A 17,529-nucleotide genomic window follows, 5' to 3' on the forward strand; every position below is an offset into this window, starting at 1 on the left:
ATGCAAGTTCTGAAGAATAATAATTTAAACTATCTCAATATCGTAATACTAAGCATCATTACTGTGTTGACGGTTTTTGTTTCGACTAATTTATACGCTGCACAAGTCAATACAACATTGGCTTTTCCAACGGCAAAAGGATTTGGTAAATACGCAACAGGGGGAGTTAATGGCACGCTTTATAGAGTGACTACATTGGAAGATAATTTAGATAAGCCCCAACCAGGCAGCCTTCGCTATGCAATTGTGCAAAAACATCCTCGCACTGTCGTATTTGCGGTATCAGGTGTGATCAAATTGGCAGGGGAACTTAAAATATCACATGGTAATATAACCATCGCGGGGCAAAGTTCGCCAGGTGGGATTGCCATTGTTGGTGCTCCTGTGACGGTCTCATCCGCAGATAATGTGATTATCCGCTATATGCGCTTTCGCTTAGGTACATTTGGCTATGCTGATGATTCATTAACGGTGCGTAACAGTGAGAATGTCATTATTGATCATTGTTCATTGAGTTGGTCAGTGGATGAAACTGCGAGTTTCTATAATAACCGTAACTTTACATTACAAAATTCCATTATTTCACATAGTTTAAGCCATTCAATTCACCCTAAAGGCGATCATGGCTATGGTGGCATTTGGGGCGGGGCAAATGCGAGCTTTATTAATAATATAATTGCCAATCATGCCAGTAGAACGCCTAGGCTCAATGGTCATAGACTTAAATCACCGTATGCACAAGATGAAGAGTTTGTTGAGCTTATCAATAATATTATTTTTAACTGGGGACATAATAATGTTTATGGATCAGAAAATGGTCGTTTTAACTTGATCAACAATTATTATAAACCAGGTAAAGCAAGTAAGATCATGCAGTTTGCTGATATTTGGTATTCCCCAGAGATCAAAGAAAATCAGGCATATATTATGGGAAATGTACTTGAGAATAACCCACAACTGACTGAGCATAATTATTTAGGTGTAAATTATCGCAAAGCAGTCAAAGCAAAACGCACTATCAGTGATGAAAATAGCCAGTGGTTAAGTGATAAACCAATCATTACATCACCCATGCAAACAACCATGGTTTATGTTAGTGCAAAGCAAGCATTTAGTGATGCCATTAAAGGGCAACATATAGGAGCAAGTCGTAATGCACATGGCTATTTCCATGACAGTATTGATACGCTTGTTTATCAACAGCTCGCTGATAGTGTCGCGATAAAGAAAAATGGTTTGATTGATCATGAGTTTGAGCTAATTGGTAATTGGGATGCATATAAACAGGAATTTACAGGGGTTCCTGCAATCGTTGATGCTAATGAAGATGGTGTTGCGGATGATTGGTTCAAACAGCATCAGCTGCAATTAAAAAATGCAACTACAGCGCAGGTTTTGCAGCAGTACTTAAATTCGCTTAGCGACTAACAAAGAAAGCCTTGATGACTTAAAATAACCATTAACTCATCAAGGCTTTAATTTTAACAACAATAATGATCAACGAGTTTTAGCAAATTGTGCTGTTAAAAAGTCATCAATAACACTGGTCGTAGGCGTTAACCACGGCTGGAATAACCAAAATGAATGCGGCGCATCATCAAACTGGTAAACTTCACTGGGTATATGCAACTGTTGCAACTTTTGTATTGCGCTGTCTCTACCTGCACGAAAGCGTGGCACTGAGCTATTAATGAAAAGTGTTGCAGGCGCGTTTTTATCAATATAGAAAATAGGCGATGCGTCGTGCCAACGCTGTGGGATAGTTTCATACCTACCCCCAAACCACTTGCTGGCTGAAGTGACGGATTTGGCTGAGTTGTTTTCAAAAGGTAGTGCTTCTGGAGACGTGAAATCACTTAAGCCATCTATATTGATCAGCGCTTGGACATTAAATCGCTTCGAGTTAGTGTCGCTGCTATCAACAATTCCGCCGCTGTAGGCTAACAGCGCGGCTAATTGGCCACCTGCAGAGCCGCCCGATAAAGCAATCTTAGTGCTGTCTATATTATACTGAGCAGCATTATTATTAAGCCAATGAAACGCACTAACTAAATCCTCAACTGCTGCAGGATAAGGCGCTTCGTCGCTGAGGCGGTAACTGGGTGTTGCAACAACATAACCACGTTCTACCAGCGCAATTGCAAGTGCTGTCATTAATGCGGGGGTGCCTGATTGCCAGCCACCACCGTGGATCAACATAATCAAAGGCGCCGTTTGTGTTTGCTGTGTTTGCTGATAAATATCTAAAGTCTGTGCACTGGTTTTAGTTTGTTTGTAAACCAGTGCTTTATGAGCGATTACAGAGTCAGGAAGTGTCGTTGCGGGCACCTGCATGTGTGGATAGTGTTTAATTAGTTTTTTATAAGTATTTTTAACGGTGTAATCAGCTGCTATGCATGGCTGAACACAGAGCAATAACACGGCAAAAATGCTGAACTTTTGATGTTTAAACATATTCATTTAATCCAAAGTGTCGTAACGGGCATAGTCAAAATCGGCATAGCTGCTAGCGCCAGGAGTTTGCGACAGGCTAAATAAGCCTAACTTAGCACCTACCCAGCGGCCTTTTTTAGCTTGGAAGTGTTCACCAATAATTTGAAACTCAGCACTTGCAGCGGTTCTATAACTAAAAATGGCTGTGGCGCCTGGTTGTAGAACGACTTTTAGTTCAAGATAGGGTTGTGTCAGTGGTTGTTGCTCTACGATACTTTCTTTACAGCCTTTTCTCGCATTAAAACAGTGCACATAGACTAGCTGTTGTTCGCCAGTAGAAGATGTTTTGATACCCATCCATGCATAGTCTTCACCAAATAAAATTAGTCCTGAGGAACTAGCTGAGCTTGTTTTGTTAACCTGCAATGTGGTCGTAAAAGCAAATTGCTCTGCGGGAATTTTTTGTAGTAACAATGAAGGCGTTGACCATAAATTAGTACTGTTTTGCGCTGTAATTGGTTGTGAGTATAAGCGTAAAAAGCCGGGGTTGTCTGTCAGTGAATACCAGCTGTTACTTGGATTTGCATTCCATTGCCATAATAAGCTTAGCTCAGCGCTGTTGAATTCATCATTGCTCACTATGCTGGTGGGCTGTGGGTTAATTTTGCTTCTAGGTTTAGTGTGCTGTAAAACCGGTTGCCCAGTTCCATTACCATTTTTATCTATGCCTATGATTGGCCAATCATTGTCCCAGCGCATAGGTTGTAAATGGGTGATTCGACCATACGCTTGTTTGCTTTGAAAGTGAATAAACCAGTCCTCATCAAATTGGGTGTGAACCCACGCACCTTGATGAGGACCGTTGATCACTGAATTACCTTGTGCCATAACAACCTTGGCTTCATAGGGACCGGTAATTTTTTTTGCTCTAAATACCGATTGCCAACCTAAATCTACCCCACCTGCAGGCGCAAAAATATAGTAGTAACCGTTACGTTTATAAAATTTAGGACCTTCAATGGTTCGATATCCAGGGTGATTTTTACCATCGACAATGTGTGTAAATTTGTCACTAACCCAACTTGCGTCATCTTTCATTTCACGCAGCGTCAGTACATTATTAAAGCCAGCACGACTTTTTGCCCATGCATGTATTAAGTAGGTTTTACCATTGTCGTCCCATAATGGTGCAGGGTCGATCAATCCTTTACCCGCTAAAATAAGCTGTGGGGTTGACCAAGCTCCAGCAGGATCATCTGTTGTAGTTACATAAATACCAAAATCAGGATCAGGATAAAAAATCCAAAATTTATTATCATGAAAACGGATTGTTGGCGCCCATACGCCGTTGCCATGTTGTACTTTTGCAAAGTGGGCTTGTGGCAGCTGTATTGGCAGCGCATAATTAATTAACTGCCAGTTGACTAAATCGGTAGAGTGTAAAATAGGCAAGCCAGGTGCAGAGTTGAAGCTAGATGCTGTCATGTAATAATCACCATTAACAGCAACCACATCCGGGTCGGAATAATCGGCATGCAGGATTGGGTTTTTATATTCGCCATTACCTAGATCTGCTTGCCACGGACTTTGAGAGTGTGTTGGCGATAGTAATTGCGACTCTTTTGCATAACACGGGTTGCTACTTAAGCAGACAACCAACAGCGCTAAAAAGAAATTGTATTTGTTGTTTAGCATCGGTTATTTCTCCATTTCTAAACTGGCAAGAATAAAAGGCCCGACTGCTTTAGGATCGTTCGCACGTACATTTTCACTGATGTAATAAGCAAAGCTGCCATCTCTATATGGTTTTCCGCCAAGCCCAGCCACTTCGCATACTTGTTTTATTGATAAGGTGTTATCTGCCTCACGTTTAATAAAGTTGCTAACTACAGCATTAAAGGTGGTTTTTGCAATTGCTTGGTAGCTATCAGGCAAGTAACCTTGATTAGCACCTCTTGCAATTGCATAGCTGAGCATCGCGCTGCCAGAGGATTCTAAATAATTACCGCGTAATTCACCTTTATCTGTAACTTGATACCATACAGCGGAGTCAGAACGCAGCTTTAACATGTTATCAATCAATGTATTAAAGCGCTGTGATAACCACGCTTTTTTAGGGTGATCATTCGGCAGTTGATCTAATACATCAACCATTGCCATGGCGTACCAACCGATAGAGCGCGACCAATGATTAGGTGATTGTCCGGTTTTTTTATCTGCCCATCGCTGTTGTTTAGATTCATCCCAGCCATGCACAGGTAGAGCGGTGTCACCGCGATAAGTATGCTGTTCAATCAATTCAAACTGTTTTATAACATCATCATATTGATCTACTGTTCCAAAGCGGCGGATATATTCGGCATAAAAGGGCGCTGCCATATATAAACCATCAAGCCACATTTGCGAGGTATAGCGTTTTTTATGCCAAAAGCCACCATCAATTGTGCGAGGTTGTAATTTGAACTGTGCATATAAAGTATCGAGGGCAAGACGATATTTACGATCTTTTGTTTCATCAAACATAAAAAACAGTAACTTGCCGGCATTGAGCATGTCGAGATTATATTTGCTCATTACGTAGGTTTTAATACTGCCATCTTCCATTACTAACGCGTCTACATATTCTTTAATGTAATTGAAATAGCGTTGTTCTGGTTGATGCTGATAGAGCTTGGCAAATGACAGTAACACTAAGCCATGGGTGTAATCCCAGCGCGGTTCACTGCGCCAATCAATGGTGTAGGCCTGTGGATTACGGATCATCTCAGAGTTAGCCATTTGCACGGCATAGCTCAGTGAGTTGTTATTATTTTGCGCAGACACATTCATTATTGAGCAGAATAAGCAGCAGAGCAAAAATGAAAAAATATTTTTATTTACGCTGTTTTTATTGATTTTGATTATACGCATCATAAATCCTTATGAGCTTAGTGTGCTGATGTTGTTGAAGGGAAGTGAGTTTTGGCCGGTAAGCAAAAATGCGATGGACTTTGCTTTCCGGCTGAATAATCTATGGCTGTTTAGTTGTTACCAGCTAGAAGCTTAGCTACTTCAAGGCTTGCTAGAATGAAGGGACCATTTCCTTTAGGATCATTTTTGCTGACCGGCTCGCTCATATAATAGTGATAACTACCATCACGACCAAAGCCAAGGCCTGCAACATAGCATTGGTTTGTCATACTTACCGTGCCATCGCTATGTACTAATGTAAATTGGTTAAGTAAACCTTGATACGCTGCAAGGGCAGTGTCTTGATAATCAGCATCGATATAGCCATTATTAAGTGCTTTGGCATAAAAGTAAGCAAACATGGCTGTTGCAGTTGATTCTTGGTAGTTACCTAAAGCCGTTGGTTTGTCTAAAACTTGCCACCATGTGCCGGTATCAGTATCTTGAACTTTGGCAATATCCGTGGCCAACTCTTTTACCATGGCGAGTAAGGTATCGCGTTGCTCTGTGTTTTTTGCTGGGATGTAATCGAGTACATCAACCACTGCCATAGCGAGCCACCCCATACCACGGCCCCAAAATTCTGCAGAAACACCCGTTTGTTTATCTGCCCATGCTTGCTGTTTAGATTCATCCCAACCGTGATAGTACAACCCTGTTTTTGGATCGCGTAGTGCTTCACGAGTGAGCTTAAATTCGTTTACAACCTCGGCGAAGGTTTCTTGTTGCTGATGGCCCGTTTCAAATAAGCTACCGTACTGGGCTAAAAACGGCATACCCATATAAACGCCATCTAGCCACACTTGATGTTGATATTTGTTTTTGTGCCAAAATGCGCCTTGTGATGTACGTGGCTGTAACTGTAATTGTGCACGTAAAGCTTTTGCGGCAGATAAATATTGTTGCTGCTGGGTATCTTGGTATAGCTGGATAAGATTACGCCCAGGCGGAATGTTATCAATGTTAAAATTGCTTTGTTTATAGGCGGTGATTTTGCCTTGTTGATCAATAAAGCTACCAGTAACTTGGGCAATCACATTCTTATAAGTTTGCTCATCAGTTGCCATCCCTAATTGGTAGTAAGCATACGGTTGTAAGCCAATAATATCGTATTCAAACTTTGGGCTGCGCTTACGGTTCACATCCCAGCCATTGGCATGATAGCCTAGTGTTTTTCTTTTCAGCTCTGAATCGGCAAGGGCGCGGGCCCATTCAAGGGCTAATTTATCATTAAGCGGTTGCGTCGTTTTTTTTGCTGTAACTGTGGTATGCAAAGTAATGCGTGGTTTAATTGTCAATCTTTCAGCTTGTTGATTCAGGTACTCAATAAAGCTTTCTTTATCGTTAATACCACTTTCAGGTTGCCAAACAGAGGCAAAATAGTAATCAGCATGCAGTGTATTTTGCCCTTTAGGTTTAAGCACTGCAAGGTAGTTATTTTTGTCTTGGCGTACATCAATAACATCACCTTTTTTAAAAAATACCGCCATACCTAAAGCTGATTTATCTAAACTCTGATTGCCCCAACTGGCAATATAGCTATAGCCATAATTACTCATTGCATCCAGATCACCTTGAATAAACTCAGTATCTGGGTGTTTGACCACACCGGCTACTAAATTAGGCAAATCTTTATCAGTGTTCAGTTCTACATGTGCCAAACGTGAGCCGCCGTGCATACTAATATTGGCTATTAAATCTTGCTGTTGATAGCTGTTTTGCCAGCCTTGAGACTCAATTTGTATACTGGCGCGTAAATCGCCATTTTCAATAATCCGCGCTGTACGTTTGCTAACATCAGATACATGTTCCAGCTCATCATTATTACCCATCAAACCAAATCCGCCAGCACCTAAAGACTTACCCACTTTAAGGATATCCATGCCCCAGTCTTGTTTGTCATGATACGAAGAATAACCATCAAGGCCGACAGTATGTAGCACAGGTTGTGTTGTTAATTTGCCGAAAATATCAAAACCATTACGCCAATCTAGATAAAAGCGGTAACCGACTTTATCCGACTCAATACCTGGGCCTTCATAACGGATCCAATTTGAATGATCGGTGTAATAATCTGGTGGTGTTAACTCATCAACATTTTTAAATTCACCGCCTACATACTCTTTTTTACCTGTGCCAACTTGGTGTTTTGGCGGACGAGAATGAGGCTGCCATTGACCTCCTTGTTTATGGGCAAGATCAGCTTGAACACGTTTTGTTTGTGCTGTGATTGATGGGCTACTTTGCTGTGTAATGGTGACTTCAATCGGTTTATCATTTAAATCGACAATAAAATACACACCATCAAGTTCACCGTCCGAGTTAATATCTACTGCTTGGCTAGGTAACACTTGCTGCGCTGTTTTTACAGTTAAAGCAGCAGTTTGGCTAAGACCTAAATCGTAATAGCTAAGATAGATTGGCTCGTCAGGGCGTTTAAACGAAGATGGATTAACAATGTCCACTTTAGCAACTAATGCGCTTCCAAGGGAGTTAGTTTCGCTCGCTTGCAGTGGTGTTTTAAGATCTGCATGTTCTTGGCATGCAATCAATAATAGGCTAGAGCTTAGAGCTGTTCCCATCAAAATGCGCTTTGATAACAGTGATGTTTTTAAAGTCATTGTGTGTCCTCAATGGTTGAGCCACTTAAATTAAGTGGCTCTATTATTGTTATTTATCGAGATTGTATGCTTTTTTCACTAGCCCATAGGTTAGTTGATAAGCCAGAGTCTGGGCAGTACTTTCGCTAATTTGATGATTTGCTACAAGCTCTGCTAAATAGCGACAATCAACGCGGCGTGCAACATCATGACGAGCTGGAATTGATAAAAATGCGCGGGTGTCATCATTAAAGCCAACCGTGTTATAAAAACCAGCTGTTTCAGTTGTTTGCTGTCTAAAACGAAGCATACCGGCGGGGCTGTCATGGAACCACCAAGCAGGACCTAACTTGAGGCTAGGGTAGTGACCCGCTAGTGGCGCAAGTTCTCGACTATAGGTCGTTTCATCTAATGTGAATAGGATGATTTTAAGATCCGGGTGATTTCCGTATTTACTCAATAGTGGTTTGAGTGCATTAACGTATTCAGTTTGGCTTGGAATATCACAGCCTTTATCACGGCCAAATTGATCAAATACCGCTTGGTTATGATTACGATGCGCGCCAGGGTGAATTTGCATCACTAAACCATCTTTAATGCTCATACCGGCAAGCTCAGTGAGCATTTGGCCACGGAATAATTCTTGCTCTTGCTCTGTTGAATGGCCTGTTCGACATTTTTCAAATAATGCTTCACATTCTGCGGTAGGTAAGTCAGCAGTTAATGCAGTAGGGTGGCCATGATCGGTTGCTGTTGCACGTCCTTCAATACGAAAGTAATCACGACGTATTTGAATTGCCGCTAAATAACCTTGCCAAGTCGTTGTATCTTGGTCGGTTATCTCACCAAGTTTAATTACGTTGTCGATAAAATCTTCACGGCTAGCATCAACCACATCATCAGGTCTAAAGGTGGTGATCACACGTTTTGCCATTGCAGAGCCTGCAATTGCGCGGTGGTGCGGGAGCTGATCAAGTGCACCTTCTGTTGTGGCAATTAGTTCAATATTAAAGCGGTCCATCAGTGCATGAGGCTTGAACTCTGGTGTTGCTAACGCAGCTGTAATTTTTTGATAATAGTGCTGACCATTTTCAGAGCAAAGTTTTTCTGTAAAACCAAACACATCACTAAATACCGCATCTAACCAATAGCCACTTGGCGTTCCGGCATACAGGTGATAGTTATCAGCAAAGATTTGCCATACTTTTTCAGGATCAGCTGCTTTTGAACGAGCCATATCGCCTTGCAGCCCATGCTCAGGTACTCCTAAATCAGTCATTGGGATCCCTTGACTATAGAGCATTCTAAATACGTAGTGATCGGGTTTTATAAATAGCTCAGTAGCATTGCCAAAGTTTTCATTTTCATTAAACCAACGAGGATCAGTGTGACCGTGCGGACTAATAATCGGTAAGTCTTTAATTGATTCATATAACTTTCTAGCGATAGCAACGACGCTAGGATCGCTTGAAAATAAACGATCTGGGTGCAATTCTAAAGGTTCGATATTGCTCGGCATTGAAGATTCCTTAACTGTTCTGCTTGTTTATTGCCACCGGTGGCATGCAAAGGTAAATTACACTGACAACGTATGGCAGTCAATATGTTAATTAGTTGTTGTTTAGTACCTGAAGGCAGGCTTGCGTGATTTTTTCATAGTCTTTACTTTGTACCCATTGTGATTGTGCAACCCAAGTTCCACCCACAGCCATCACATTATTAAGTGCTAAATAGTCTTTAAAGTTTTGTTCATTAATGCCACCTGTTGGGCAAAAGCGAATATCAGCAAATACGCTGCTGACTGCTTTTAAAAACTGCTCGCCACCACACAAAGAGGCAGGAAATAATTTTTGCTCAGTAAAGCCATATTCTTTAGCAAGTAAAATATCGGCGGTGTTTGAAACACCCGGCACAACGGGCACAGAAGATTGACTAAGGGCATCTAATAATCGTGGTGATACCGCAGGAGTAACAATAAAATCACTGCCGACGGCAAGACTTTTTGCAAGTAATGCTTGATCGGTAATCGTGCCGGCACCAACGCATAAATCGGGTAGTGCTTTTTTAATCGCGATTAATGCGTCAAGGGAAGCTGGCGTGCGCAGCACAACTTCAACTAAATGAATGCCAGCCTTGTACATGGCAGTGGCAATAGCCACACCTTCTTCACTACTGTTTGCTTGGATGATAGGCAATATAGGTTGGTTGCCTAATAATGTTGAAAACACGGTCATACAATTTTCCTATTAATACTTATTATTTTTGTAATTGAGCCATAGTTAACGGCTGTTTGTTTAAAGTGACATTGGTTAAGCTCATGTTATTCACATTAGCAACAATAGAATCATCACCCACTTGGTCAAAATGACAGTCGATAAAATGGATATCGTTCATTGGTGCGCGTGCAAAGCCATTGAGGTAAAAAGCCTTACTCAACACATTTTTACAATGTAGGTTTTCAATTTGAATATCACGAACTGTTGGGTCGAACTGTCCCGCATCGCCTTCTTCATAAAAAAAGTTGATCACAACAGCATTTTTAACCGTGCCAACTTCGATGTTACGTATGCGAATATGCTCGATCAAACCGCCACGTACTGAGTTAGTTTTGATACGAATAGCGCGCTCTAGGTGGGGGCTGTCCATGGTGCAGTTTTGCACAAAGACATTATTTACACCGCCAGATATCTCACTGCCGATCACAACACCACCATGGCCTTCTTTCATATGGCAGTTTTCAATAACAATGTTTTGCGATGCTACCCCAACACGGCGACCATCAGCATTTCGGCCCGATTTGATCGCGATACAATCATCACCGGTATCAAAGACACAGTTTTTAATGTGCACGTGGTCGCAACTTTCTGGATCACAGCCGTCTGAATTAGGACCATGGCTTGAAAAATTCACGTTATCAACCGTAACACTTTGGCATAAAACCGGGTTCACTAACCAAAAAGGTGAGTTTTTAATTGTTACGCCTTCGATTAAAATATTTTTACATTTATACGGTTGAATAAAAGGAGGGCGTAAATAGGCACCAGTACTGTATATACGTTGGCTGACAGGCACACCAGCTTCGGCATCAACCATCAACTGATCACGTGCTTCACGCTGGTGCAATACTTTACCTTGGCTATCTTTAATTAAATCCCAATGGCCTTCCTTGTGTGGTCCCTTCCAAGGCCACCAGGTTTGGTTATCACCATTTCCTTGCAGTGTTCCTTTACCTGTGATGGCAATGTTTTCTTGTTCATAAGCATAAATCAGTGGTGAGTAGCCCATCATTTCTAAGCCTTCCCAGCGAGTAAATACCTCTGGTAAGTAATGATTAGGATCAGTGCTGAAACTTAATATTGCCTTATCAGCCAAGTGTAAATGTACGTTAGAAAGTAAATGAATGGCACCGGTCAAGTAGGTGCCATTTGGAATGTAGACCTGACCACCTCCTTGTGCGTGGCAGGCTTCAATGGCGTTTTTAATGGCCAGTGTGCAATCATGTTGGCCATTTTCTTTTGCACCAAAGTCTTTAATATTAAATTGCTTAGCAGGGAAGGTTGGGACGACTATCTTAGCTTTTATATGTTCAGCCATTTGCCAATCGTCTGCGCTAATAGGCGCTTCAAAAACATTGAGCAAAGGCGCTGACTGACAGCCCATTAAAGTTGCTGTTACCAAAGTGCTAGAAGCTAATGCTTTGAGAAAATAGCGTCGTTGATTATTCATCTTGTATCCTGCTGCTGTAATTGGAATTATTATAATAAGCTAACATTAGCAGTTATTGCCACCGGTGGCAATGGTGTTTTATTATGAACTTTAAAATAGTTTGAATTTTATTATTTTATAAAAATTAACTTAGCTGAAACGAACAAAACGCAGTGTTTGCTTTGTAAAGGAAAGTATAAATACGGATTGTGAAAAGCAGATAATTAAAAAATAATAAACTAAAGATTTTGGTCAATTTAACCTCATTAACGTCACTGCTAAGTTAATGAGGTTATTATTGAATCACTCTCTACTAAATATTGTCGTAGATATCATTTTTTATTAACTTAATCACCAGAAAGTCCGGATACTTTCACATCGTATACTGCTAGGTATTTACCTGTTGTATCTGCACCAGCCGCATTGTATGGGTAAATCCGTATATACAGTTTGTTTTCAGCAAGTACTTGTATAGTGACATTATATTCAGTGAGTAACATGGTGTCTTTTGAGAACGAAATAGGATCCTCATTTAATGATACAGGGTTACTAAAGTCGCTATTAAATGAGTATTGTATATCTGCTTGTACCGTAGAACCCCCGCTGGTAGTCATCCATGCCGAAATAGTATCGATAGAAAATGTTTGGGTCGCGGCAGTTAGTGAAAACTCTAGATATTTATCAGCATTTTTAGAGACTAAATCAGGACCATAAACCCTAAATCTTGCAACTCCTGTGTCTTGTTCGTTAACAGCAAATGTTTTAACTGAGCCTGTATCTAAATTCACAACGCTTGCATCTTGTGCGGTAATTGGACCATCCGTTATTGCTGCTAATGCCCCTCCTTCAGTAAACCAACGGCTATAAGCGGGGAGACCATTACCAACAGCAACACCGTTACCTGAAACATTTACCGTGCCTAAATCAATCCCACCAGCAAAAAAACTAATACTATCATTGAAAGATTTTTCAGAATAAGGAGTGAACTGAACATACATTTTTTCAGTGAATGCACCATTTTCATAAGGAACGGTTAATATTGTTGTCCAGTTAGTTGAATCGGGAGCATCACTTAATAAAAATCCATCAGGTGCGGTTGCCACTAAATTACCCGTGTTAGGGCTTAAATCAAATGCTGATAACGTTAAAGTTTTCACATTAGCGACGCCAATATAACGATCGTTCCATTGCAGTGTTTCAGGACTAGAAATAAAAGAAGTCGCTTCAATAATATAATCAGCTAAGACCTCTTGCTGTTGCAAACTTTTCATGGCTTCTTTTGCTATTAAAGTCGCGAAAAGTACTTGAGGGTGGGTGCTGTCTGCTGAAATGTAGAGTGATTCAGTCGCAGCTTGCTCACCGTACTTTTCAACAATTTCCTTTGTTTGCGCGGTTAAATCAACCATAGGAACGTCTAATAATACCGCGACTTCCTTCATAGCCGCAGGGTAGTTACCGCGTGCAAAAAGCTCTCCAGTGTTAACCGTTTCAAGATTATGTAGTCCTGAGTATCTAATACTTTCTCCGCTAAAATATTTACGCACAATAGGGCTCATTAAAATGGGCACTGCGCCTAAGTCACGTGCTTCTTTTATATATTTTTTGAGGAATTGATAATAAGAGTGTTCGGTATCAAGGCAATCCTCACCATTGCTACTGCCATCACTACAGTATGCATAAGTGCCAAACTCTTCATAAGCATCCCCTAATTTTTGATCATTATGACCAAATTGAATAATTAGGTAATCACCCGTTTTTATTGTTTCTTTAACTAAGTTCCAAAGACCATCTTCGTAATAAAAACTACGAGAACTTCTGCCACCACGGGCCCAATTTCTAACGGTTGCTTTGTCACTCACGAACATAGGAACCTGTTCACCCCAGCCGGCTTGCGGTTTACGCGATTGGTCGTACTCAGTCATAGTCGAGTCACCAATCATATGAATGGTGATATCAGCAATAGGATCAACTGGATCCTCGGGGGCAACAGGCGGCTCAGGTTCAACAGGTGGCTCAGGTTCAACAGGCGGCTCAGGATCCACAGGGTCAGTAACCACAGGGTCAGTAACTATTGGATCTACAATAGTGGAGTCATCTGATGAACCTCCGCATGCACTTAAATAGAAGCATACTAAAAGTATGGATAATTGTTTGAGAAAAATTTTCATGTTTCTAATACCTTATTGTTATCAGCGCACTGTTAACTCAAATGGTTATCAAGCAAATTTAGTAAGCAAGATTTTCAGTTTCTTGTTCTTATCTTTATGAGTAGGGGCAAACTGAAAGTTTTGTTAAAATCAAGCCTATCAGCCTCAACTGAAAACCATCGATGATGCAGGGGAGACAATTAGAGAAGGCACAACCTCGTTAAATGAGGTTGTGCTTTTATAAAGTTAGAATGTACCTCTTAAACCCACTAAGAACTGGCGACCTGATGAAAGGTTTTCGTAAGGGCGTGGCGTGTAAATATCATTCCACATATCTTGTTTTTCATCTGTTAAATTAACGGCTTCAAATGAAACACTCATTTTCTCTGTTAACTTGTAGCGGGCAGAGAAATTAAGCTTCGCCTTTGCATCATAACCACGCACAAAGGTTGATTCATCTTTATATTCGTCTAAATATTGTTTGTTATAGCCACTTCGGTAGTTATAAGAAAAACGAGCCGACCAATCGTCTACTTGATAGTACAAGGTTATGTTGTATGTGTTCTTTGATGTTTCTTCTTCTACTAAGTTAAGTTGCGTGCCGTAAAATGGGTCTTCTATATCACGTGTATAATCAATATAGGTGTAGTTAGTTTGTAAACCTAAGGCATTAAATGGTTCAGGTAAGAAGGTAAAAGGCTGTTGATAAATAAATTCTGCGCCCCACATGCCTTCAGCATCGGTATTGACAAGTTGCGATACTTGCCAAGTCACAGTGCTAGGATCTGTGTCGCCAAGGTCGATACCAAGTCTATCAAGTTCGGTTTGTGATAAAACCTGCTCAGAACTTGCTTTTGTTAAACCCGAAATGTTTTTATAAAACAGTGATGTTGCAATCAGTGACTCTTCAGCAAAGTACCATTCCAAACCAACATCATATTGTTTCGCTTTATAAGGCTTGAGTGACGGGCCTGCACCCATCTTAATTGTCGCTGATGGATCATCAATACTCGGCGTATTAATACTGATTGAAGAACGTAGATCAGATAATTTTGGGCGAGTAATTGCGTGTGAATAACTAAAGCGACCGACTAAGTCCTCTGTAATATCGTAAGCAAGGTTAAAAGACGGTAGCCATTCATCACCTTCACTTACTGATTCACGCCAGCCATAACCTGCAGCATAGTTTGCACCGTCGCCACGTCCCGCAGTGAAACCATCTTTGTAAATATGATCTAAATTTACGATACGACTGGTGTTTTTGTTATCAACATAACGCACACCAACATTACCACGTAGCTCTTTATCAAATATGTAGTTTCTGAAATCTAACTGGACAAATGCTGTAGCAACTTCTTCTTTAATATAATAAGTGCGTCTAAAATCTTCTTTGGCTTGAAAAAAGTCTGCCCCAGCAAAGGCGTTGTACATGGCATTATAATCAGGTGCTAACCAAGTACTACTGTTAAGCGTTGATGAACCAGGAATTGAAGCGTTGTTACCAAAACTTACACCTTGTTTATCTAAAGTGGTATTGAACAAGCTGCCATCAATTTGGGCTGCATCTAGCGATATAACACGCTCTTCTGCTATTGCGCCTGATGTTTTGTTTGTTTCTTTATTGATGTCTTTCCAGTTATTTAAATTATAGTGTTGTTCTGTTTCAAAACTACGCTGACCCACACCAAACTTAACCGTATATTCATCGTTAATCTCGTATGTAAAATCAACTCTAATAGTTTTGTTTTCACTTTCAATTGTTTGCGAGCGATTACGTACTAAACCAGCGGTGTAATTAGTTGGATCTGTCATCACCGACGCTATTTCATCTTTACTATAATTCCCGCCAGGTGGCTGACCTGCTGCAAATGCAAATGATGGCATATTAGTGTTTAATTCACCGCTACCAATCGCTTGTCCGCCTGGGTTATTAATTAATGATAATGGGTCTATATTACTATCAAAACTATAGGCCACGGTAGATTGATTACTATCTAGGGCAAAGGTGGTCATATTCGGAATGTCTAAATCTGATTTACCCTGGCCTATTAGGAAGTTCATTTTAAAACGATCGTTAATAAACCAATTTCCAGTAAAGCTAACTTGATCAAAAGTTGATTCAGATGAATCCCGTCGTGTCTCTGAGCGAATAATGGAATTTGAATACGCACCTGCGACTATGGTGTTGTTGGCATCGACATAAATGTTTTCAGGGACGATATCTTTTTGATCTCGTAATAATACTTCGTAGTGATATTCTTCAGAATCATTATCCAAGCTTGCATGCAGCACATCTAAGTTGAATGAGAGGTCATCGGTAGGCGCATACTGAAAAGCAATTGTTGCACCAAGACGTTTTTGCTGTTTTGAATACAATGAATAGCGAGGAATTCGCGGTAAATATAGCCCATCTAAATTTTCATTGGTGTAATTCCCGTTTGGCATCAGTAATGTTTTAGGTGCTACGGTAAGATAATTTGAGCCGCCTTGACCAACAGGTAAACCATCTTCGACAAAACTGGGATTGTTTACAGTCCAACGTCCAGTTGAAGAACCTTCACTTTGTACTGTGCCATCAGAGTATGCAATAGAGGCAAGTACACCAAACTTATTATCCCAGTTATTACTGAGCATAAAAGAAGCACGAGGCGATACATCCTCATCAACATCACTATAACGAGCATTGACATTGTAAGCGCCTTTAAAGCCATCATATTGAAATGGACGCGCCGTTTGTAAGTTTACATTCCCTGAAATGCCGCCGTCTTCAAGTTCAGCAGAAACGGTTTTATTAATATCTATTTGGGTAAACAGTTCAGATGCGAATACGTTAAAATCAAAAGCACGAGAAGTATTAGAACCACCAGCCGCATCAGTAGCTGCACCAGCAGATGCTGATTCCATGCCATTAATTGTGGTTTTAACGTAACGAGAACCTAAACCGCGAATGGTAATTTGACGACCTTCACCCGCATCCTCCTCAATAGAGATACCAGGTACGCGTGAAAGAGAATCTGCCACATTTAAGTCAGGAAATTTACCAATATCTTCTGCAATGATGGTTTCACGGGTGCCTACGGCTTCACGCTTAGACATTAAAGCGGCATTGATACTACCGCGAAAACCTTTTACTTCGATCACTTCGAGTTGATCATCAGCAACAGCATCATCTTGAGGGGCTGCATATGCTAAGCCACTGGTCAATGCGCCACTGAGTATTAAATTGGTCATTAACTTACTAAGTTTAAAATTGTGTGTGCTGGTTGTCATAGTGGTTCCACGTTCTACTTATTGTTATTAAGTTAACATGACTTAAAAGAGAGTGTTTGTCATGTCCTTGTTCTGATTCTTATTGCACCTAACCTCATAATCCATAATGGGAAAAACAACGAGAAAGCAAGTAGCAAAGTGTTTTATGAAATGGCTTGCTACCGGTGGCACAAAATGAAAAATATAGCGTTATTGATGCGAAGTCAAATGAAAAACATAACATTATTCATCATTAATTTACATTTAGAACAGCGTACGAATACCATTCAAGTGCAACATTATCTATAAGTACTATGATTTAACTGATTATTTGCCACCGGTGGCATTGTATTTTAATTATAAATAATGGATGCGCTACTTTAGTCGTATAAAAACAATATAAGAATATTTTTGTTAGTATGTGAGTAATTTTTGATTATCAATTA

10 protein-coding genes are annotated in these 17,529 nt (G+C 40.5%); 1 reads left to right on the top strand and 9 read right to left on the bottom strand.

Annotated elements, in window-relative coordinates; translation table 11 throughout:
- Positions 1 to 1,428, top strand: coding sequence for a pectate lyase family protein (locus tag PSR9079_RS02165; protein ID WP_149980271.1), 1,428 nt, complete (start codon positions 1 to 3; stop codon positions 1,426 to 1,428).
- A gap of 69 nt (positions 1,429 to 1,497) precedes the next feature.
- Here the strand turns inward: PSR9079_RS02165 and PSR9079_RS02170 are convergent, their stop codons facing one another.
- From PSR9079_RS02170 to PSR9079_RS02215, 9 genes are all read right to left on the bottom strand, one after another.
- Positions 1,498 to 2,454, bottom strand: a complete 957-nt coding sequence (locus tag PSR9079_RS02170; protein ID WP_149980272.1) for an alpha/beta hydrolase — start codon at positions 2,452 to 2,454, stop codon at positions 1,498 to 1,500.
- 6 nt (positions 2,455 to 2,460) lie between these two features.
- Entirely contained in the window at positions 2,461 to 4,128 is a 1,668-nt protein-coding gene (locus tag PSR9079_RS02175; protein WP_149980273.1) for a glycoside hydrolase family 43 protein, read from the bottom strand.
- A 3-nt stretch (positions 4,129 to 4,131) separates the two neighbouring features.
- Positions 4,132 to 5,346 (bottom strand): glycoside hydrolase family 88/105 protein, encoded by a 1,215-nt coding sequence (locus tag PSR9079_RS02180; RefSeq protein ID WP_246175472.1) that lies wholly within the window; start codon positions 5,344 to 5,346, stop codon positions 4,132 to 4,134.
- A 107-nt stretch (positions 5,347 to 5,453) separates the two neighbouring features.
- Positions 5,454 to 8,003, bottom strand: coding sequence for a glycoside hydrolase family 88 protein (locus tag PSR9079_RS02185; protein ID WP_149980275.1), 2,550 nt, complete (start codon positions 8,001 to 8,003; stop codon positions 5,454 to 5,456).
- Between the two features lie 49 nt (positions 8,004 to 8,052).
- On the bottom strand, positions 8,053 to 9,501 hold the full coding sequence (gene uxaC / locus PSR9079_RS02190; protein ID WP_149980276.1) for a glucuronate isomerase: 1,449 nt from the start codon (positions 9,499 to 9,501) through the stop codon (positions 8,053 to 8,055).
- Between the two features lie 91 nt (positions 9,502 to 9,592).
- Positions 9,593 to 10,216, bottom strand: coding sequence for a bifunctional 4-hydroxy-2-oxoglutarate aldolase/2-dehydro-3-deoxy-phosphogluconate aldolase (gene eda / locus PSR9079_RS02195; protein WP_149980277.1), 624 nt, complete (start codon positions 10,214 to 10,216; stop codon positions 9,593 to 9,595).
- A gap of 22 nt (positions 10,217 to 10,238) precedes the next feature.
- Positions 10,239 to 11,708 carry a glycoside hydrolase family 28 protein gene (locus PSR9079_RS02200; protein WP_149980278.1) on the bottom strand — a complete coding sequence of 490 codons (1,470 nt, stop codon included), beginning with the start codon at positions 11,706 to 11,708 and terminating at the stop codon, positions 10,239 to 10,241.
- Between the two features lie 326 nt (positions 11,709 to 12,034).
- Positions 12,035 to 13,855 carry a rhamnogalacturonan acetylesterase gene (locus PSR9079_RS02205; protein WP_179959135.1) on the bottom strand — a complete coding sequence of 607 codons (1,821 nt, stop codon included), beginning with the start codon at positions 13,853 to 13,855 and terminating at the stop codon, positions 12,035 to 12,037.
- A 225-nt stretch (positions 13,856 to 14,080) separates the two neighbouring features.
- Positions 14,081 to 17,104: a TonB-dependent receptor gene (locus PSR9079_RS02215; RefSeq protein ID WP_149980280.1), complete on the bottom strand. Its 3,024-nt coding sequence runs from the start codon at positions 17,102 to 17,104 to the stop codon at positions 14,081 to 14,083.
- Positions 17,105 to 17,529: the final 425 nt, after the last annotated feature.

This window comes from Pseudoalteromonas rhizosphaerae, assembly GCF_902498845.1.
Taxonomy (GTDB): domain Bacteria; phylum Pseudomonadota; class Gammaproteobacteria; order Enterobacterales; family Alteromonadaceae; genus Pseudoalteromonas; species Pseudoalteromonas rhizosphaerae.